We start from the raw sequence: 20,258 nt of genomic DNA, 5'->3' as shown, positions 1-20,258 counted from the left end.
TCCATATCGATTATGTATAGATGCTGAATCGAGTTCAGCATGACGATTAATCGTGAGTATGTGCTTGTTTATCTGCACTTGTTACAGAGTCTATACCAAATAAAAAAGAACAGATTCAAATCTGGCATGAACAGATGTATCTTTATGTTCTATTATATTTGACGAGGAAAACAGTGCAGAAGTTGGAAAATAGTACGCGAAAACGTAAATATGTGTAATAAATCTACTATAACACTTTATTATTTATAAATATATATACCTGAATCATTAAACATTATTGTTTCAGAAAATATTATTGGTGTGTCATGGAACGAAACGAAAAATCTCTTTAAAAACTTTCAAACCAGTCGAATACCGCCTCATACAGAATCTCATGACCGCCCTCGAACAGGGTCAGCCTTGAAAGACCCGATACCCGTCTCAGGTGGATTCTGCGTCCATACGCCGGGTCTTCAATCGTTCGTCGTTCAAAACCGTCGGGAATCTGCTGCTCGTGTTCAATAGAGTAAATGACATCTTCAGGGATGATATCCGCAGTTTTCCCGGAAGCTTTCACAAGCTCGTTATACGCCCGTATACTGTGACCCACCGGAACGGAACCTTCTCCGCCCGTTTCTCCCGCATGACCGTCATGAATACCCGCATTGATATCCATGGGAATGATATGTGCGCGCCAGAGATTTGTCAGCGGTGAACGTTTTTGGTATTCGCGGTCAACATTTTTAGAAGAACCGGGTGTACCGTCGCAGATATGCTCGATATCGGCGGCATAGGCAAGACCCCGCTCCTCTGTTTCACGATGCCACTGTGAAAGATCGCTTATCGGCACCCATGCGCTCACGGCGGTCCACGTCGAAGGAGAGTTGCCAGCGGAAAGAAGCGCCATGTGCCCTCCCCCGCTTGCCCCGGCAAGAAAGATATGACGATGGTCGACACTCATATGTTCGAATGCCCAGGAAACGGCATCGAGAATATCTTTAAGCGCGGCTTCCGAACCACCCGCGAGCGGATTGTTGTTCGGCCCGCGAAAATCGGGGAAAATACAGTTCCAGTCCCGCTCGTGACACCGTTTGAAATATTCATCGCCCGAATCCTGCATATACCCGTAACTCCATGTATGAAGCGCAACAAGGAGCGGGCGTTTATCGCCACTCGCCTTCAGGAATCGAATATGCTGGATTGCACCATCATACGATGAAGGGATTGTCGTAATCTGAACTTCCATCGGTCTTCCGCCTTCTTGTATTGTTTGAGAATGAATTTCACCTTTTACACCGAAAAATACCAGACCGGCCAGCGCCGCCGCGATGCAGTAAAACCCGAAATAGCCCAGTGACCCCCGCTTAATGATACTCAACAGCATAACGAGCGATACCCAGCCGCTCAGAAACGCCGCCAGAGTCCCGATGATAACCGGCCCCCACGCAAGGGACATGAATCCCGCCTCACTGACATCCTTTACAGCAAGCACCGTCGCCCCGGTAATGACCGGAATGGCAAGCAGAAACGAGAATTCTCCTGCCTCAGAACGCCTGACTTTCATGAAAAGCGCCGATGATATGGTCATCCCCGACCGTGAAATCCCCGGTATGATTGCCACCGCCTGCGCTATTCCAACCAATAATCCGCGCAGGGGATCGATATGCCGTGAATTTTCTTTTATAAAAAAAGTCCCAGTCAGTACAATTCCGGTAATGAAGAGCGCCACAAGCACGGGTAAAGGCGATGAGAAAAAAGCTTCGATGCTGTCTTTCAGTAAAAATCCTGCAAAAACCGCGGGAACAGTTCCGATACAGAGAGCGGTTATCGTACTGAGCCCGGACGATGTCCGATAGATAACGGGAACAGGCATCCGGTCTACAAGAAAGGAACGCATATCGGCAAGAAAACTGTAACTGAGCTTCATAATCGATGTTCTTAACACAACGAGCACGGCGAGCAATGTCCCGAAATGGACAAAGATATCGAAAGTCAGCATGCTTTCATCGATTCCGAGTATATGCTGGGCAAGAACGAGGTGTCCCGAGGAAGAAACAGGTAAAAACTCTGTGAAACCCTGGAGTATTCCGAGTATAATCGCCTGCAAGTAACTCATAAAACGTTTCCTTTCAGCATGATAAAGCCAAGCATGCGACCGGATTGGTCGCCGCTGCGACGGAAGGAATAGTATAAAGAATCACGGCAGATAGTACAATCATTAAAAATCTCGATATGGTGTTCCGCTACACCGGCATCTGTCAGGTGTGACACGAGCTCGGCTCTCAGATCGGCAAACAGGGAGCCGCCGCGGTCTGTAACGGATTCGGGTCTCAGACGACAGGCAACATCAGGCCCCACTTCATAACAGCACGGTCCGGCGGAGGGTCCCATCACGGCGACGATCTGCGCGGGGTCGGTTTTATAATGCCCGCTCATCAGTGCAACGGCTTTCCGGGCGATACCGTCAACAATCGGCCGCCAGCCGCAGTGAATCGCACCTATTACTTCATGACCGGGATCGTAGAGCAGAAGAGGAATACAATCGGCCACTTTAACACCAAGCAGAAGTCCTCTCCGGGCCGTGATGAGACCGTCAGTCCCGGGATAAACGCCGCCGGAATCGACAATTTTTACCGCGGAACCATGCACCTGTCCCATAAATGCAACCTCGTTTTCATCAGCTCCGGCATACCGGTAAACGATACGGTGGTTTTCCGCCACACGGGCATGATCATCAGGAGTATGGAAACCGAGGTTGAGTGAATCGAACGGCGGAGACGAAACACCGCCGGAGCGCGTGGTGTAACCACATACAACCTTTTCAGAAGGAACAGTGCGGGGAATAATGAGCTTAAAACTGTTCATCGTGGCTCTGGACATTTTTCGGTGAACGTAAATCGAAGCGGATGACGCGGTTAATTCCTTTGACTTTCCGTATCTCGTTCATAAGTCTTTGCAAATCCGAAAGATTTTTCACATCAACATCGAAATCATCGATGGCGATGCCGTCTTTGGTAATCACATTAGCAGACCGTATGTTGCAGTTGAATTTGGCGATGGCGGAGGTAATATCGTTCAGAAGACTCTTCCGGTTCACTCCCTCTGCCCTGATGCTCGCAACAAAAAACATATTGTCACCGGGTTCCCAGTTTACATCGATCGCACGTTCCATCTCGATGGGGTTATTCAGCACATTTTCACAGTCACTCCGGTGAATGACCATACCACGGCCCCTCGTTATGAAGCCAATAATCTCGTCCCCGGGAAGGGGTTTACAGCACTGGGCAAAACTGACGAGGAGATTCTCCATTCCCTGGATCGATACTCCCAGCCTTTTTTTTGTTTCGTCCTGCTGTTTTCCCCGCTTCTTTTTAACCGTAAAGCCGAAAAAGTTTTGAACACTGCGAATGGAAATGTCCCCCGATCCCAGGCTGACGACAAAATGTTCCCAGTCTTTCTGGTGATATTTACTGAGAAGTTTTTCATGCTCTTTATCGGATATTTTTTCGCCCCGCAGCTTCTCAATTTTCTGGAGCATCTGCTGACCGAGAGAAAGGCTCTCGTTGTAATACTGGCGCTTAATCCACCGTCGGATCAGGCTTCGCGCCTTTGCAGTCTTTACTGTTTCAAGCCAGCCCGGGCTCGGCTGTTTATTCGGGTTGGTCTGAATCTCGACCGACTCTCCGCTTTTAAGCTTCCTGTCGAGCGGAACCATTCGTCCGTTGACCTTGGCGCCGGCGCAATGAAGGCCGATCTGCGTATGGAGGGCAAATGCAAAATCCACCGATGTCGAGCCCATGGGAAGCTGAATGAGATCGCCTTTGGGGGTAAACACAAAAACCTCATCCTGGAACAGGTCCATTTTAAGCTCGCGCATGAAATCTTTCGCTTCGGGAGTTCCGCTCTGCCAGTCGACAACTTTCCTGAGCCACGCCATGTAGGAATCGATTTCATCGGGCTCGACTTTACCCTCTTTGTATCTCCAGTGTGCGGCGATCCCGGTTTCTGCGGTATCATGCATATCATTTGTCCGGATCTGAACCTCGACCATATGGCCCCCGGGGCCCATTATCGTGGTATGGAGGGATTGATACATGTTGTACTTCGGAGTGGCTATGAAGTCCTTGATGCGTTCGATGACTGGTGTGAACATGGAATGGATGATACCGAGGGAATGATAGCAGTCGGCAACGGAATTGACAATTATCCTGATGGCGAAAATATCGTATATATCCTTAACATCTTTTTTATCACGCAGCATCTTACGGTATATACTGTATTTATTCTTGAGCCGCCATTGTATGTGATGTTCGATTTTTTCTTCGGTAAGCCGTTTTTTGATCGGCTCGATAAACCGTTCAAAGTAGGCGTCGCGCTCGCCGACCAGTTTTTCGAGCGTGCGGCTTATCCTCTTATACTCGCGGGGATAAAGCCAGCGCAGGGAAAGGTCTTCCAATTCTGTTTTGATGGTATAGATACCAAACCGGTGAGCGAGTGGGGCGAATACCTCGAGAGTTTCATGGGCAATACGCTTTCTCTTTTCCACCGGCAGATGTTCAAGAGTCCGCATGTTGTGAAGACGGTCGGCAAACTTCACGAGCACGGTACGGACGTCCTGGGCGGTATAGAGAATCATTTTTCGGAAGTTTTCCGCCTGCATTTCCTCGGGGCTCATGAGTTTGAGCTCGGCGATCTTCGTGAGTCCCTCGATAATCGTGGCGATTTCATTCCCGAATTCATTCCGCACATCATCGACGGTCAGCGAAGTATCCTCGGCAACATCATGGAGAATCCCGCTGGCGATCATGACGGAATCGAGATGAAGATCAGCAAGAATCCCCGCGGTCTGGATGCCGTGATAAATGAACGGTTTTCCGGACATACGCCGCTGACCCGCATGAGCCACAGCCGCAAAACGAAGAGCCCGTTTTATGAGCTCCTTGTCTACATGAGGATTGTAGAGCTCGATTTTTTCAAGGAGTTTCGCAAACTCATCAACAACTTCGGTAAGCTCGACCGGCTCGATGGTATAACGATCCGGCGATGGTTTAACTCCCTGGTTTTTTTCAACCACCGGTCACACCTCTGTAAATATCATACGTTCTGGAAGCGAACGATTCGAGTGAAAATTCGGTTTCAATGATTTTACGGCCCCGCTGTCCCAGGGATTTTCCCCCGTTGCCGGAGGTCATCAATTGTTCCATGGCAGATTCGAGAGCTTCATGGCTGCCCGCGGGCACCACGATCCCCGACTCGCCGTGACGGACGATTTCCGGAATCACGTTGGTATCAGCGGCAATAACGGGAACACCCATCGCCATGTATTCCATCGCGATACGGCATATGGTCTCGGAACCGGTCGATGCTATCACTCCCGCATCGAGCGACCCGATGAGATCACGTATATCCTGTTGATAACCGATAAAACTGGTTCTTTTCAGAACTCCCGCATCAGAAGCCATGGCCCGTATATGTGCCTCCCTGAGCTGGGCATCCCACCCGGAAACCACAAACCACGTGCCGTGTCGCCGGGAGGCAAGAATCCCGGCGGCTTTGAAAAAATACCGGTGTCCCTTCACGGGGGAAAATCTACCGATAATCCCGAAAACAAAAGCGTCATCAGGAATTCCGAGGGCTTTTCTCAAACGGTTCCGCGGATAATCGTCCGAGAAGAAATCGCTGTCCACGCCTCCCTGGATAACATGAATCCGCGACCGGTCAATTCCGAATCCCTCGGCATAATACTCCCGTATGGTATTACACGATGTAATAACGCCCGCCGTTTTTTTCATGAGATACCGCGAGCCGGGATGAACCTTGGGCGGAATCTGGTTGCCCGAGGTTCTCACTACCGGTATTCCCGCTCCTCTCAGCGCAAGCGCCCATTGCAGATGATCGCTGCCGTTATGAACATTCACCAGGCTGACGTTATTGTCGAGCGCAAACGACCTGAGTCTGCGAAGCTCCCTGAAATACCCGATGGGATCATGTGAGGCGGAGCCTGAAACGCTCAGAGTATCAAGACCTTTTTCATCAGCCGTTTTAAGAGCGGGAGTACCGGTTCCCGCTGCTACCGTCACACGGTGACCACCCAGAGCAAGGCCCTGTGCAAGAGTTACCGCATAATATGCACAAGCATTGTACCACCGTACCGTTACCGCCTGAACATAATGCCCCATACAGTTCTTTCACGTTTGAATCTTGACAAATGTTTCCCTATAGACAATATTAATTAAGGAATATTCCTCAAACGCCACAGGAGTTATTCATGGAAGACAAATCAATTCCCCGACAGACCGTTGTTGCCACAATTTCGCTCAGCAACGGGAGAAGCATTTCCGGAGAAATCCAGATCGATCTGGATTCCAGGCTCTCGGACTTCCTGAACCTTCCGGAGCGGTTCATCGTTCTGCGCGATAAAAATCAAGCATTAAAAATCGTCAATAAGGATTACATCGTCGAAGTACATCTTCAATAACGGGAACGGCTGATTTCCCCGGGACAGGTATGTATCTGCTGTTTTTCGGGGTATATGATCGTAATCCCCGCTTCATATTCCCATCATGGTACGGGTCAGAAGCGGATCAAATACATAGCCAGCACCCTCCACAGCTTCACGGGCGCCTTCTTCGCGGTCAATGACACAGACGATCTTCAGAACATTGAGGCCAATTTCGCGAAGGCTTTCTGCAGCCGTTATTGCCTGCGTTCCCGTTGTCAGAACATCCTCGATGAGCACAACGTTCTGTCCCTTTTCGTAGAGACCCTCAACCACATTTTTGGTGCCGTAATCCTTGGCTTTTTTACGAACGAGAAGGAAGGGTATACCCGTCTTCAGACCGACAGCGGTAACAAGAGGGATGGCTCCAAGTTCCGGTCCTGCGAGAATATCCGTCTCCGGCGGAATTTTATCCCTAAGACCGTCAGCCACAATGCTGAGAATATCGGGCCGCGTTTCGATACGGTACTTATCAAGATAGTACGAACTCCTCCGTCCGCTCGAAAGAATAAAATCTCCTCTCAGGAGCGCCGCATCCTTTACCTTCTGTGCTAGTTCTTCGATGTTCATATTGACCTTTCCATAACAATCTTAAGCCGTTATGTTTCATTTCATAGTTATCCGACCATATATTCATGAAGGGATTGTTTCCGTATAAAAAATGACGCCGGAGATTTCTGTCAGTCATTTCTGGTGAAAAGAAACTCCAGTGATTCTTCAACTTCCCTCTCAGCCACATCATCGTGAATCCGCACAGCGCCTATCCCGTCGGGCAGGATAAACCTGTTACGGCCTCCAACAACTTTTTTATCTGTTGTCATCGCCTTCAAAACATCACTGACAGAGATGCCATCGAGTGAAACAGTCATACCCGCCCGGTCGATCAGGCTGTTCTGACGGTTGAAGTCGGCTTCACTCATGAAACCCTTTATAACCGCGATTTTCCCGGCAGCGATCATTCCCAGAATAACCGCCTCGCCGTGCTTGAAACGGCTGTATTCCGTAACTGTCTCAAGCGCATGACCCACCGTATGACCGTAATTAAGAATTGCTCTCAAGCCCGCCTCGCGCTCGTCAGCAGCAACAACAGCCGCCTTGATACGGCAGTTCCAGGCGATAAAACGCTCCATGATTTCATCGGCGGCTTCGAGGCTCATGATCGCTTCAATATATTGTTCGAGGAACGAGAAAAACTCCCCGTCACGAATCATCGCATGTTTTACCGCTTCCCCCATTCCGCTTATGACCTCACGGTATTCGAGCGTTTTCAGAACATGCGGATCGATCAGCACGCCACGGGGCTGGTAAAAACAGCCGATGAGGTTTTTTCCGAGCGTATGGTTTACCGCAACCTTACCGCCAATGGACGAATCGACCTGGGCAACGATAGTTGTTGGAATCTGCACAAAGGGCACACCCCTGAGAAGCGTGGCGGCAACAAAACCCGCCACATCTCCAACAACTCCTCCTCCGAGGGGAATCACGATGCTCTTACGCTCAAACCGCGCTTCAATGAGCCGAGTCATGATGGTCTCGTAGGTAGCAAGAGTTTTAAATTCCTCGCCATCCGGCACAACAACAGCAGTAACGGAATAGCCTTCCGCTTCTATTGACTTCAGCACTGTGTCAAGGTACAGGCCGGCCACCGTTTCCGTTGTTACGATGGCTGCTTTTGCAGGTTTTTCCGCTATACAGGTGCGAATAAATGAACCGGCCCGACGGAGACTGCCGCTTCTGATCATGATATCATACGAACGTTCAGCAAACTCGACTAAAACTGTTTCCATAAAAAATCTGCTCTTTCAAAATAGAAATACTGCCTCATTAACATAATCGTATCATACCAGATATTATGCAGAATAAGACCTTATGATCTGAACTGACCACGAAGAATGGCCGCCATGAACTCCTCAGGGGCGTCATGGCCTGTCCACAATTCGAGTGATCGTGCGCCCTGGCAGGCAAGCATGGAAAGACCGCCGACAGTACGAGCCCCTCTTGCAGCGGCTTCTTTCAGCAGCGTTGTCTGCATGGGGGGAATAACAATATCGTAAACAATCTGTCCGGTGCGAAACACCGAAGGATCGGGCACCGGCGACGCATCTTCATGGGGATGCATCCCGATTGTTGTCGTGTTGATCACGAGCGACGCAGCGGGAATAACCTCGGAAATGGTTTTTTCATCGAAAGGACAGGAGGCAATTTTTTTTCCCGTTTTCCCTGAAAATTCCGTCGCGAGATTCTGAGCCTTCGGCAGTGTCCGATTGAGGATGCAGATTTCCTCGACCTCCGGACGGGTTGCGCATCCATATATAACGGCTCTCGCGGCGCCCCCGGCTCCGATGATACAGACCTTTGCGGGAAAGGAATCGACTCCCTCTTCCCTGAGAAGCCCCTGGACGAATCCGTACACGTCGGTGTTATCACCGGTCAGCAAACCATGCTCATTGATGATCGTATTGACCGCTCCCACAGCCCGGGCGTCATCGGTAAGACGGTCGAGATACTGCATAACCGCTGTTTTGTGAGGCACTGTTACATTCATGCCCCTGATGTCGAGTGCAACAATTCCGCGAACGGCGTTTTCAAGGTCTCCGGATTTCACATGGAACGGGACATAGACGCCGTCAAACCCCATTTTTTCCATTGCTTTCGTCTGCATATGGGGCGACATGCTGTGACCGACCGGATCCCCGATAATTCCGCAAACCATTGTCGTACCGCGTAAAAGCATTCCGCTCAAGCCTCTTCCGGAATATCTTCCTCTGCCGGCCCTTTTCTCGAGCAGCAGCTTCCATGCGCCTCTTTACAGAATTCTTCGAGAATTCCTACAGCCTCTTTCCATGAGCACCGCTGCACGAATTTAATGACAGCGACAAGCACAAAAAGTACCGTAGCCAATGCCGCCAGAAACCTGATAAATGATTTCATCACCGAACCTCCGTTAGAATAACATTTTGGAACACAACTCAGACAACGTTAAATTTGGGAAGTAAATTTTCACATGAAAAATCAGCCCGATCTATTCAAAGAATTTATAGAACACGGATTATCGCGGATCGGCTCGTCGCGCTGTCGCTCTGACGCAGCGGAGGAGGATTTTCACGGATTTGTTTTTTTATATTTATATCTTTTTGAGTATCAACAATTTATCATTGCTAATAATAGTATAAATAATATCTTATATCTATTTGTGTCTTTATGGAAAAAATTTTCATGAATAATCCTGGTCAGTATGCTGAGTGAATAATCCCTTTATCCATCCGTTGAATCGAATGGTCATTGTAATATAAATGTCTGGAATGAAAATGCAACATGCGCTTTAAAGCAGGATGCAAGGGCAGCTAAAACCGCTGCAGAATACATCATGTTGTAACGGCACTGCTGCCGCTTATAAAATCCTTCCGGAAAGCTCCCTGACGAGCCTCAGAAATTCACTGACAGGATAGTCATCACTTCCGGAACCATCAATGGTCACCGCACTTGATGCCGTCATACCCGCAACGGCAAGTGCAAGCGCCACATCCGGCTTCCCTCCCGAATCGAGGACACCGCCTTGCAGCTCACCTCCCCCGCGCAGTACAATACCTTCGGTGAAATCGCCGACACGGATACCGCATTTTTCAAGTCCGCGCGCAAGAAGCTTGAACGCTTCCCTTCCCACTCCCGGTGCATCGGTAATATCGCTAATAACCGTTTCCCCGGGAGCGGCAGTCGCAACAGAAGCGAGTATGAGAAGCTCATCAGTCATTGTCTGTGCCTGTTCGGGAGTAACATGAACTCCGTCAAGCCTGCTCCAGTCAACTCTTATATCCGCGATATCCAACAGCCGACCGTTTTTCTCCGAATCAGGTATCACTCGCGCCTTCATCCGCCGAAGCGTATCAAAAAATCCCCTGCGGCCCGTATCCCATACTACCTTTTCGATAATTACGCTCGAACGCTGGAGCACGGCGGCAAGACCTGCAACAGCGGCTGCAAGTGTGGAATCTCCCGGAATTTCAACCCGCACTTCCCCGGGTTTCTCCGCCCACTGCACTGTGACAATCCCGCGTGTTTTATCTCCTGAAATCCTTGCCATACGGCGTTCGAGTTCAATCTGCGTATCACCCGTTTCAGAAACGGGCGATAGCGTACACCCGAACTCGCCGAGCACCTTTTCCGAGGGCGATACAGCGCCGGAATTGAGCGAAACCGTTACGGAACTCCGTCCTGCCAGCGCGGCAGTGATAATAACCTCGAAAGCCCACTGGGAATGCACGGTGACCAGTCCCGGCGCTGCACATTCACATCTCCTGATCACCACATCATCGCCATCGGCGGTGACATGGTCAGTACCGAGTCCAACCGACGCGAGCCGTTTGATAAGGGGTCGTACATATTGCGCCCGTGCAGTTTCGCCATCGATAATTTTTACGGTTTTTGCGCAGAATACTGCACCTGTGGCGATACAATGGATGACGGCATCCGGAATGTCGCGATCCAGTATAACATCGCCGGCCAGCCGCGTGCCCCGCATCGTAAATCCTTCCTCCGTGTCGGTAATGCTCGCGCCATGTCTTGCGAGGAATGCCCGTAGTTTTTCAACATCGGGCGCCGTAGATGGATTGAGGATCGTCAACGGCTTTTCAACGAACATGCCAAGCGACATGAGCACGAGTGTCAGCCTGAGATCACCGGGAAGGATTATACTGCCGGATAGAGGCCCGGGAGAAGAAACCGTGAACTGCACCTTACCTCCTCAGACGGGCTGTATAACCGAGACGGGTGAGGAGTGAAACCGCATCGTTCGCAAGCGGCTCATTCTCGAACGAGAGCCGGAGCGTCCCTCCTTCGCCTTCGCGGACCTTGACAACTTCCATATCCTTGATATTGATGTCAACCCGGGCAAGCTCCGTGGCGATTTCGGCGATAACACCGGGTTTGTCTTCGACGACGACGAGGACTTCGAACAGGGTGCGCAGGAAGCCTTTAGTATCCTTTGGAATAGTCGCCCGTGTAATATTAGCTATCTCGAAATCTTCTCCCAGCGCCGGTGTTCCGATACGATCTCTGATACGTCGAAGATGATCGATATACGAATCGAGAGCCTCTTTTATGGCATCGTCGTTCGTTCGGCATATATCGTCCCACATGGTGAAAGGACTTGAAGCAATCCGGGTCATGTCACGGAAACCTCCGGCGGCAAGCCTGAGGTACGGCGCGGATTCGCTATCGAGTTTACCTGCCATTTCGACGAGAGTTACCGCAAGCATCTGAGGAAGATGACTGACTGTGGCAGCAATGCGGTCATGTACGGCGGCATCCATGATGATAACGGTAGCTCCGAGGGTTTCGAGAAATCTGCTGAAGCTTTCAACAATGGCTTTCGGAACGCCATCAACGGGTGTAAGAACATATATGGCGTTCTGAAACAGGAACGGATCGGCAGCATCGACACCGCGGCGTTCGGAACCGGTCATCGGATGACCGCCGATAAAGTGAACTCCCCGGGGAAGCACCATTGCCGCATGTTCGGTGATGGCGCGTTTGGTCGAGCCGACATCGGAAACGAGGACACCCGGTTTCAGCGATGAGCCCAGAACAGTGAGAAGCCCCTGGATACGGTGTATCGGTGTACAGAGCACCACGCAATCGGCGCTGGCAACCGCATCTCCGAGCTCTTCGTAACCGCAGCCTTCGTTGACCGCTCCCATCTCGATGGCGCTGGCTGTTGCGGCTCGGGATGAAACACCGATGATACGAATTCCGGGATACTTTCGTTTTATCGCAAGTCCGAATGATCCGCCGATCAGCCCGACACCAACAATGACAATCGTGTTAAACATATTCCAGGTTTATGGTTTGTGGTTTATGGTTTGTGGTTTCAGTGAACCACTCTCAGGTTCGATTATACAACCGTAAGGTTACCGGTACATGGTTACTGTTCGCGAATAACGACATCCTTGAACAGCGCCGAAGCATTGTTTCCCGGAGTACCGCGTAAGCGGAAACATATTTTACCGCCCGGAAGCTCTGGCTGCGCGGTATCCGCGGCATCGATGATCGTTTTTCCGTCGATTTTCATGAATACATGAGAACCGTCACGGCCGATTTCAATTTCATTCCAGCGCTCACCGGTGACATGGGTTTCCGCCTCCGCGAGGAGCACCATTCCCGGGTCTCTCACAATGAATGGTTTTCTGTCGTGCGCCGCATTGTGGAACGCAAAAACGTAATTCTGCACATTTTCCTGTGTCCAGAACCCGAAATTGCCATCATAATCGGACGGAATCAGAAAATCTCCTCCCGTGGTTTTGTCGGAAGCCGAGATAACCACAACGTTGACACTTTCGAAGGTGGACGGCTTCACTTTAAATGATACCACAACACGTGACGCATACGATTCCGGCGAAACAAGCATTACACCCTTTGAGCTGTCACTTTCAGCAACTCGGAGGGCATTCTCCGCCTGATCGATGGATACATTGCCGATACCATAAAACGGCCATTTCGCGAGCTCGGCGACCGGTATTGTTTTACCATCAGCGGTAGAAACCGGATAGGAACCGGTTCCGGGCTGGCCAGCATCATTTTTTGTTCTGGCTTTATCGTCGGAAGAGCATCCGGCAAGACAATAAACAGCCAATACTGCCATAAGAACTGTTTTTTTCATGATTCCCTTTCCGTATCGTTTCGTATAATCGCGGCGAAATGCGGACTACCCTTGTTATTCCCCGCCATTTCCATCAAACTGATCGATAAGTTCGAGAATTTTACGGGTATGGAATTCCATTGTTTTTTCATCCCCGGATGACTCGACATTAAGACGGACAAGAGGCTCGGTATTCGATTTACGGACATTAAACCGCCAGATATCACCAAATTCCATGCTGACACCGTCAATATCGGAAAATGCCGAAGCTTTATCACGATAATTCCGTTCAAGCATTGCCAGAACGCCATCGGGGTCCTTCACCGAGCGGTTTATCTCGCCCGAGCAGGGATACAGCCTGATACGTTCTTTCACAAGGCTGGAAAGAGTCTGACCGGTGATCGATAATTCCTCCGCCACCAGAAGCCAGGGTATCATACCTGAATCGCTGTATGAGAAATCGCGGAAATAATGGTGAGCGCTCATTTCGCCGCCATAAACCGCCTCAATATCCCGCATTTTCTCTTTCATGAACGAGTGGCCCGATTTTGAGATTACCGCTTCGCCGCCTGCCTCTTCGACAAGCTCGATCGTGTTCCATGTAAGACGGGGATCGAGTACTATTTTTCCTCCGGGATTCCGGCCAAGGAGCCGTTTTGCGAGAAATCCCACAACATAATAACCCTCGATGAAATGACCGTTTTCGTCAAAGAAAAAACACCGGTCATAATCACCGTCCCACGCAACACCCATGGCGGCTCCGGCAGATATGACCGCATGAGCGGTAACGGAACGGTTCTCGATAAGAAGCGGATTCGGTATCCCGTTCGGAAATGAACCGTCCGGTTCGAAATTCATCCGTTCGAAACGGAACGGCAGCAAGGGCGCCATCGTATCAATAACCGGTCCCGCACAACCGTTGCCGGGATTGACCAGTATGGTGAGCGGTTTCAGAACATCGATATTGATAAATGACAGGATACGCCGGACATACTCATCCATAATATCCTTTCGGGCGGTATTCCCGGTATGCAGTGTTTTTACCGGAATATCACCCGTACGGACCCGCCGTTCCATGTTCATAAGTCCGGTATCACCACTGATGGGACGGGCGCCGGCGTGCACAAGCTTGATTCCGTTATAATCCCTGGGATTATGACTTGCTGTCACCATGGCGCCGCCGCCCATTCCCTCGAAAGATGAGGCAAAATAGACCATTTCCGTCCCGCACAGGCCGATATCTACCGTATCGACCCCGGCATCATGAATACCTCTCTGAAGAGACTCCGAGACTGCTTCACTTGTTTCCCTGATATCACGACCGACTGCCACCGGTCCCTGGGGACAAATTTCCGCAACATATGCACGGCCAATGTCATAGGCCATATCTATATTGAAATCATCGGGGATTCTTCCCCGGATGTCATATGCTTTGAAGCAAGCGAGTTTCCTGATATCCATATATGACCCTCACCGGTAAAATGATTATGATCTTCAGTATGTATATCAAAGTAATATCAGAGATAAATAAGTGCAAGAGGGTACTGTCATGAAATGAAGAAAAAAGAGGAATACCTGCGGCAGGGTCCCCCCCTTTATACTGCACCCCTTAGTGGTATCCCTGCCGCAGGCAAGCAAATCGCTCATGAAAAACGGCTTATAAATCCTCCCATGAGTTTCTTGATTTTTTCAACATTATTTTTCGGTATTTCTTCCTGTTCCTCGAGCCCGTAATATGCTTCGTTGTATTTGTATTCAGGGTAATCGGCAGTATTATCGGCTCTCATACCATTGAGCACTATTCCGACCAGATGAGCCTTGACCGTGTCCAGCTGTGATTTAGCCCGTTTTAATGAGCCACGGGATACTTTCCCGACAGCATAAACGAGTACAACCCCATCCACCTTTCGTCCCAGAACAGCCGGGTCAGTGGTCGGAAGTACCGGTGTACAGTCAAACAGTACCATATCGTAATCATTCCGGACCTCATGTATGAATTCATCCATGACATCGCTGTTCAGCAGTTCGGACGGATTCGGAGGTATCGCCCCGCAGGTAATGATATGAAGATTATCGATGCCGGGAGTAAGAACAATATCGCTCATCCCAAGCTCGCCGGTAATAATATCCGTAACCGTCTTAACGCAGTCACGCCACTTGAAATTACCGAGGATAATCTCGCTGAGTCCCCGCTCACGATCGAGTCCGAAAATCTGATTCAACTTGGGTTTACGCATATCGCCATCGACGAGGAGCACGCGGTTTCCGCTCTGGGCCATGGTCAGGGCAAGGTTAACGATAGTGGTCGTTTTCCCTTCGCGGGGTGACGATGACGAGAACATGAGCACTTTGACTTCCCTCTCAAATGAAATGAACTGAATATTGGTTCTCAGCGCCCTGTATGACTCGGCGAGTGTGCTCTTTGGAGCATACTTGATTACGAGACGTATCTGGTCATCATTCGTTTCCGGACTGGCAGCATCGCTTGCGGCACTTTCCGAGCTGTATCGCCCGGGGCCGTATTTATCTTTGAGATACGACATTTCTATTTGGGGAATGATGCCTACAACCGGCACACCGAGATAGGCTTCCACATCTTCGATGGTTCCGATGGATGTATCAAGGGCCTCAAAAACAAATCCAAAAACCAGGCCGAGTATCAGACCGAGAAGCAGTCCGATAAATGTAACCGATGTGGTTGATGCCGGCGAATTAACCGGTTTAGGTTCAATGACAGCAGGAGTTATTATAGTAATTTCGTCGATGTTTTCGGATTTCTTTATCTGAACGGCCTGGAGCTGGCTCATGTAATCAATATACTGATTACGAAGGAGATCTATGTCGGTCTGCATTTTCTGGAGTTCTTCCTTCTTATTATTAACATCCTGAAGCTGCTGCCTGAGATTTTTGCCGACCATTTTAAAACCTTGTTTCTGCGAATTTATCAGGTTAAGTGTCCCTTTCAACTGGTCAAGGAGCGTTTTTTTGGTACTCTCAATTTTATTATTAACCGTCCTGACTTCGGGATGCTCATCGGTATAATACCGTTTGAGATCGTCCCGCTCACTATAAAGTTTCAGGAGCTGGGAATAGTTATCCCTGAAAATAACCCCCTCTTTCTCAGCAAACGCTCCCGAAATTGCTGAATCATCCAATATGCCATTTTTACCAACCTGGGCTATCATCGCCTCAATGGAATGTTCACGGGGGGTGAGATCATTTTCATTGCGATAGAGGTTCATCATATCCTGAGAAATCGCATTATTTGTGTAATAAGGCATAAGACTGTCATTGTCGGCTGAAAATTGTTTTAATGCAGCTTTTGCCACTGCCATTGCTTTTTCATTTTCCACAAGCTTCTGTTTGAGATACTCGATGGAATTATCGATACGCTTGTTGACTTCAACCCGCCTGAAGTCTTTATAGGTTTCGGCAACTATCTGAGCCAGGTCACGAGCTTCCACCGGATCATATCCCATAGTATTTATGGTAACAATATTCGTAAACTCAGATCGTTCCGGAGTTACCATGGTGGTAATATTATTCACGACACTTAAAAGCTTTGGGTCTACCCTGATAGCCTCATTACTGTCAACTTCGGCAATCGCTCCGAATCTCCGGGCCACCTCCGCCATGACAGGAAACGATGTTATGGTCTTGACCTCGGTTTCGATTTCATCGGTACTTGTATAACCATACGACTGCATAAAAATCTCGTCACCCTTTATTACCTTATCGATACGAATCGTCGACGAAGAAGCATAATATGCAACGGTATTTCTTGCCTTGAATTTAGCAAACACAAAAGATAAAACCGCCATCGCAATCATGGAAAATATTATAATCGATCTTCTTTTCCTTATTATTCTCCAATAATCGCGCAAATCAATATCATACTGTGCCATTCCGGTTACCTCGATATTACACTAATAAGCTTTATAAAACAGTTCTTTAAAGTATTTATGCGAATACTCTCATCATTTCGTTGTCTGATATAACGTGAAAGTATAAGTCAACGTTGAAAGAATTCCAAAGAATGTCGACACGGTTTGTAGAACGAGCGGCATCCTGCTCGTAGGTACAAAAATCATGTCACCATCCCGGAGTTGATAATTCAACTGTGTATTACCTTTATTAAATATATTTTTCAGGTCTACTTCCATTACCTGAGCCTTTTTCCCTTTGTTTACCCTGATAATTCTCACGTTTTTAAGATCGGCCTGTGCGGTCCATGAACCGGCTTTGACAAGAGCGTCGAGGAGCCTTTCCCCCTGGCGCATTTTATATACTCCCGCCGTTCGAATATCGCCGAATACAATCACCGAAAAGTCTTCAATACCGGGAACATAAACGATATCACCGGGCTTCAGTAAAAAATTAGTTTCATTTGTGGGATTTAAATTTACTTTCCTGAAATTGAAAAACCGAATCGTTCCATCCCGTGAAATAACCCGGATAGAATCCTCATGGGCATTCTCGAGGGGACCTCCGGCTCGTGCAATGAGCTGCAGAATACGCATGGGAGCATTCAACTCGAAGTTTCTGTTGGCGATTTTCCCATACGTGGAAACAGTCTGGGAATACGAGCTCATGACGGTGATGACGACACGGGGTTCCTTGATATAGGTTCGCGCAAGCTCCTCGAGTTTCTTTTGTGCCTCAAGCACCATCAATCCTCCGAGTACGACATCCTGCTCGATAAAGGGAAGGTAAACGCTGCCGTCGCTCTGAACATATTTTTCAAGTTCAGTGGTCTGTTTTTCGCCAGCATAAACAACAATAAGCAGTCTGTCGAGGGGATTAATCATATACGTTTTCATGATATCCTGGGTATTGAAAGAGTTGTCACCGGCAGGAACATTAGGGGTTACCGGAGCAGTTTCCTGTGCCGAAACCGTCCCGTTCAAAACCAGTATACCCACAATGAATAAACAGCGTAATCCCTTTATCACACACGCCGAAATATCGTTTACCATGAGGTTTTTCACAGATACTCCACAAATTTCGTGATTTTAATGAACTGTAAAACGTTCTTGAGGTGATTGAAACACAATGGTTTGTTTATGTAATCAAATGCCCCGATTTCAAGGGATTTCTGGGCAATGTGCTCTGTAGCAAATCCTGACATCATCACTACCTGAATCCGGGTATTCATGTCCTTAATAGAGCGAAGGCACTGGAGACCGTCCATATCGGGCATGCGAATGTCGAGCAATACCACGTGGGGCTCGAAATCGTCAACTATTGGTAAAGCGGTAACCCCGCTGTCGGCGGTTTTGACAGTATATCCCTCGCTATCGAGAAAATCAACCAGAACATCCCTGATTGTTTCTTCATCGTCCACAACAAGAATTTTAAAAGCTCCCTTTACCAAAGAATCACTTTCCATTTCAAGCCTCTATACATCATTTATGTATGTGAGTCAGTATTCCCCCAAAATCAGGTAAAGAATCATCAGAACCGTTGTTTTGTACCACGATATCGGCTCTTCTGATCTTTTCTTCCTCCGAAAGCTGAGCAGCAAAGAGATCATCAATTTCCAACGAAGTACGACCGTCCCGCCGGATTAACCGTTTTCTTCTTATATCTTCATCGGCAGCAACACAAACAACTTTATCGAATATATTCCCGATTCCCCATTCGAAAATAAGAGCACAGTCCACGACAGCATCGCGCCCGGAGGATCGCAACGCGAGAACATGCTCTTTAATCTTCAGTATAAGAAGCGGATGGACAATCTGATTGAGCTTGCGTGTCTGTTCAGGGCCGGAAAAAGCACGTTTGGCAAGTACCCGTCTCTGAAGTCTTCCATCGGGACCGATTATATCGCTGCCAAAAACATGTGCCAGCTTTCCCAGAATCTCCTGATCGTTTTCAACTATCTCACGGCCGATTTTATCGGCATCAACAACAATCCATCCGTGTTTTTCAAACTCACTGGCAAGAAACGATTTCCCTGAACCGGGACATCCGGTCAGTCCGATTATCATAGCAATTTCACTATCTTACTGATAAAAAGTTCCCGGGTTTATCAAAATACTGCTATAATCCGGTATGGTTTTCAATGATATACCGATCAAAACTACCCTTTTTGCCGTGGTTAATACTTAATGGATTCCCGTTTTCACGGGAATGACACAAAACCGATTAATCAGTAACAATATGAGTTTTATGAATTAATTGAACAACAATATTATTATATCTTTCAGAGTACCGAGTATTTTATACTTTCAATCTTCCTGAGGTGACGATTTCCAGCGGCGGTGCATCCAGAAATACTGCTCTGGATAAAGCCGTATAACATCCTCCATTACTTTCGTATACCGCTGCGTGAGCGATTCCACCGTATCACCGGGGTAAATATCGACTTCACGGAAATAAGACTTATAACGGCCCGGGCGTGTTCTGACCGTCATAATCACCATCAGAGGAGTGTTATATTTCAGCGAAAGCTGCGCCGGCCCCTGAGGAGTCGAAGCTTTCCTTCCGAAAAAATCCACATATACGCCTTTTCTGCCGACATCCTGATCGGAAATAAGCCCGACAGCGCCTCCTTCTCTCAAAGCCCGGACGATATGTTTAATCGGTGCACCGAGGTTTACAATCCTCAGGCCGAACAATTCACGATACCGTGTTATCAACGTGTCCACAAACGGATTGGACTGGGATTTTGCCACAACAGTCACCGGAATACCCGCAGCCACAACCGACGCACCATTCAGTTCCCAGCTGCCGAAATGACCGGTGGTCATGATAATTCCACGACCTTGCATGAATACCCGGTGAGCCTCATCGGCATCAGACATATCGACTATCGAAAGAATCCGGCCTGCCAGCTTCGGGGCGAGGAGCAGCTCGATGAATGTTATTCCGATATGCTCATATGACCGGCGTGCTATCTCTTCCAGCTTTCGTTCGGTTAATTCCCCGCCCAGAGCATTCCTGAGATTGTCCATGGTGACATTACGGCGAATTCTGAACACATGGAAAGCCCAGAACCCAAGAATCCGCACAAATACATATACCCAGGCTGTCGGTATCGTCCTCAACACAGCACCGGCCATTACGAGCGAAATATACTCGATACGGTGCATGAATGTCCTGACGATACCCCTCTTTTTCAATCCTTTTCTCCACAAATACTGA

General features: G+C 48.7%; 18 protein-coding genes. 1 reads left to right on the top strand and 17 read right to left on the bottom strand.

Annotated elements, in window-relative coordinates:
- Positions 1–328 precede the first annotated feature (328 nt).
- From LLG96_16330 to LLG96_16315, 4 genes are read right to left on the bottom strand one after another with little or no spacing between them, the layout of a single operon-like run.
- The gene (locus LLG96_16330; GenBank protein ID MCE5251777.1) at positions 329–2,095 is read right to left on the bottom strand and encodes a prolyl oligopeptidase family serine peptidase; all 1,767 of its coding nucleotides are present in this window, start codon (positions 2,093–2,095) and stop codon (positions 329–331) included.
- Positions 2,092–2,844, bottom strand: a complete 753-nt coding sequence (gene pgeF / locus LLG96_16325) for a peptidoglycan editing factor PgeF (protein ID MCE5251776.1) — start codon at positions 2,842–2,844, stop codon at positions 2,092–2,094. Before pgeF ends, LLG96_16330 begins: the two co-directional genes overlap by 4 nt.
- Positions 2,831–5,053 (bottom strand): bifunctional (p)ppGpp synthetase/guanosine-3',5'-bis(diphosphate) 3'-pyrophosphohydrolase, encoded by a 2,223-nt coding sequence (locus LLG96_16320; protein MCE5251775.1) that lies wholly within the window; start codon positions 5,051–5,053, stop codon positions 2,831–2,833. The genes pgeF and LLG96_16320 overlap by 14 nt, the downstream gene beginning before the upstream one ends.
- Positions 5,046–6,158 (bottom strand): glycosyltransferase family 4 protein, encoded by a 1,113-nt coding sequence (locus LLG96_16315; GenBank protein ID MCE5251774.1) that lies wholly within the window; start codon positions 6,156–6,158, stop codon positions 5,046–5,048. Before LLG96_16315 ends, LLG96_16320 begins: the two co-directional genes overlap by 8 nt.
- An 89-nt stretch (positions 6,159–6,247) precedes the next feature.
- On the opposite strand from LLG96_16315, the gene LLG96_16310 reads away from it, so the two are divergent.
- Positions 6,248–6,457, top strand: a complete 210-nt coding sequence (locus LLG96_16310; protein MCE5251773.1) for a hypothetical protein — start codon at positions 6,248–6,250, stop codon at positions 6,455–6,457.
- 72 nt (positions 6,458–6,529) lie between these two features.
- On the opposite strand, the gene pyrE is transcribed toward LLG96_16310, so the two are convergent.
- The 13 genes from pyrE to LLG96_16245 all read right to left on the bottom strand — a co-directional run bounded on the left by pyrE (position 6,530) and on the right by LLG96_16245 (position 20,236).
- Positions 6,530–7,048, bottom strand: coding sequence for an orotate phosphoribosyltransferase (gene pyrE / locus LLG96_16305; GenBank protein MCE5251772.1), 519 nt, complete (start codon positions 7,046–7,048; stop codon positions 6,530–6,532).
- A gap of 110 nt (positions 7,049–7,158) precedes the next feature.
- Positions 7,159–8,265 carry a 3-dehydroquinate synthase gene (aroB, locus tag LLG96_16300; GenBank protein ID MCE5251771.1) on the bottom strand — a complete coding sequence of 369 codons (1,107 nt, stop codon included), beginning with the start codon at positions 8,263–8,265 and terminating at the stop codon, positions 7,159–7,161.
- 80 nt (positions 8,266–8,345) lie between these two features.
- Positions 8,346–9,212 carry a shikimate dehydrogenase gene (locus tag LLG96_16295; protein ID MCE5251770.1) on the bottom strand — a complete coding sequence of 289 codons (867 nt, stop codon included), beginning with the start codon at positions 9,210–9,212 and terminating at the stop codon, positions 8,346–8,348.
- Between the two features lie 5 nt (positions 9,213–9,217).
- Entirely contained in the window at positions 9,218–9,409 is a 192-nt protein-coding gene (locus LLG96_16290; GenBank protein MCE5251769.1) for a hypothetical protein, read from the bottom strand.
- Between the two features lie 460 nt (positions 9,410–9,869).
- Positions 9,870–11,210: a hypothetical protein gene (locus LLG96_16285; protein ID MCE5251768.1), complete on the bottom strand. Its 1,341-nt coding sequence runs from the start codon at positions 11,208–11,210 to the stop codon at positions 9,870–9,872.
- A gap of 1 nt (position 11,211) precedes the next feature.
- Positions 11,212–12,306: a prephenate dehydrogenase gene (locus tag LLG96_16280; protein ID MCE5251767.1), complete on the bottom strand. Its 1,095-nt coding sequence runs from the start codon at positions 12,304–12,306 to the stop codon at positions 11,212–11,214.
- A gap of 92 nt (positions 12,307–12,398) precedes the next feature.
- Positions 12,399–13,133 (bottom strand): hypothetical protein, encoded by a 735-nt coding sequence (locus LLG96_16275; protein ID MCE5251766.1) that lies wholly within the window; start codon positions 13,131–13,133, stop codon positions 12,399–12,401.
- Between the two features lie 54 nt (positions 13,134–13,187).
- Positions 13,188–14,567, bottom strand: coding sequence for a phosphomannomutase (locus tag LLG96_16270; protein ID MCE5251765.1), 1,380 nt, complete (start codon positions 14,565–14,567; stop codon positions 13,188–13,190).
- A gap of 188 nt (positions 14,568–14,755) precedes the next feature.
- A complete protein-coding gene (locus LLG96_16265; GenBank protein ID MCE5251764.1) occupies positions 14,756–16,819 on the bottom strand; it encodes an AAA family ATPase in 2,064 nt (687 codons plus the stop codon).
- A 270-nt stretch (positions 16,820–17,089) separates the two neighbouring features.
- On the bottom strand, positions 17,090–18,100 hold the full coding sequence (locus LLG96_16260) for an SLBB domain-containing protein (GenBank protein ID MCE5251763.1): 1,011 nt from the start codon (positions 18,098–18,100) through the stop codon (positions 17,090–17,092).
- Positions 18,097–18,501 (bottom strand): response regulator, encoded by a 405-nt coding sequence (locus LLG96_16255; protein MCE5251762.1) that lies wholly within the window; start codon positions 18,499–18,501, stop codon positions 18,097–18,099. Before LLG96_16255 ends, LLG96_16260 begins: the two co-directional genes overlap by 4 nt.
- A gap of 16 nt (positions 18,502–18,517) precedes the next feature.
- Entirely contained in the window at positions 18,518–19,102 is a 585-nt protein-coding gene (gene coaE, locus LLG96_16250; protein ID MCE5251761.1) for a dephospho-CoA kinase, read from the bottom strand.
- A gap of 240 nt (positions 19,103–19,342) precedes the next feature.
- A complete protein-coding gene (locus LLG96_16245) occupies positions 19,343–20,236 on the bottom strand; it encodes a lysophospholipid acyltransferase family protein (GenBank protein MCE5251760.1) in 894 nt (297 codons plus the stop codon).
- Positions 20,237–20,258: the final 22 nt, after the last annotated feature.

Source organism: bacterium (assembly GCA_021372535.1).
Taxonomy (GTDB): Bacteria; Latescibacterota; Latescibacteria; order Latescibacterales; family Latescibacteraceae; genus JAFGMP01.
This window is presented reverse-complemented; position numbering and strand designations above follow the sequence as displayed.

Bases quoted from the DNA above. Each gene is read 5' to 3' on its own strand.
- pgeF (MCE5251776.1), bottom strand. From the start codon at position 2,844: ATGAACAGTTTTAAGCTCATTATTCCCCGCACTGTTCCTTCTGAAAAG.
- LLG96_16280 (MCE5251767.1), bottom strand. From the start codon at position 12,306: ATGTTTAACACGATTGTCATTGTTGGTGTCGGGCTGATCGGCGGATCA.
- coaE (MCE5251761.1), bottom strand. From the start codon at position 19,102: ATGATAATCGGACTGACCGGATGTCCCGGTTCAGGGAAATCGTTTCTT.
- pyrE (MCE5251772.1), bottom strand. From the start codon at position 7,048: ATGAACATCGAAGAACTAGCACAGAAGGTAAAGGATGCGGCGCTCCTG.
- LLG96_16295 (MCE5251770.1), bottom strand. From the start codon at position 9,212: ATGCTTTTACGCGGTACGACAATGGTTTGCGGAATTATCGGGGATCCG.
- LLG96_16330 (MCE5251777.1), bottom strand. From the start codon at position 2,095: ATGAGTTACTTGCAGGCGATTATACTCGGAATACTCCAGGGTTTCACA.
- LLG96_16315 (MCE5251774.1), bottom strand. From the start codon at position 6,158: ATGGGGCATTATGTTCAGGCGGTAACGGTACGGTGGTACAATGCTTGT.
- LLG96_16255 (MCE5251762.1), bottom strand. From the start codon at position 18,501: ATGGAAAGTGATTCTTTGGTAAAGGGAGCTTTTAAAATTCTTGTTGTG.
- LLG96_16310 (MCE5251773.1), top strand. From the start codon at position 6,248: ATGGAAGACAAATCAATTCCCCGACAGACCGTTGTTGCCACAATTTCG.
- LLG96_16290 (MCE5251769.1), bottom strand. From the start codon at position 9,409: ATGAAATCATTTATCAGGTTTCTGGCGGCATTGGCTACGGTACTTTTT.
- aroB (MCE5251771.1), bottom strand. From the start codon at position 8,265: ATGGAAACAGTTTTAGTCGAGTTTGCTGAACGTTCGTATGATATCATG.
- LLG96_16275 (MCE5251766.1), bottom strand. From the start codon at position 13,133: ATGAAAAAAACAGTTCTTATGGCAGTATTGGCTGTTTATTGTCTTGCC.
- LLG96_16265 (MCE5251764.1), bottom strand. From the start codon at position 16,819: ATGCAGTCGTATGGTTATACAAGTACCGATGAAATCGAAACCGAGGTC.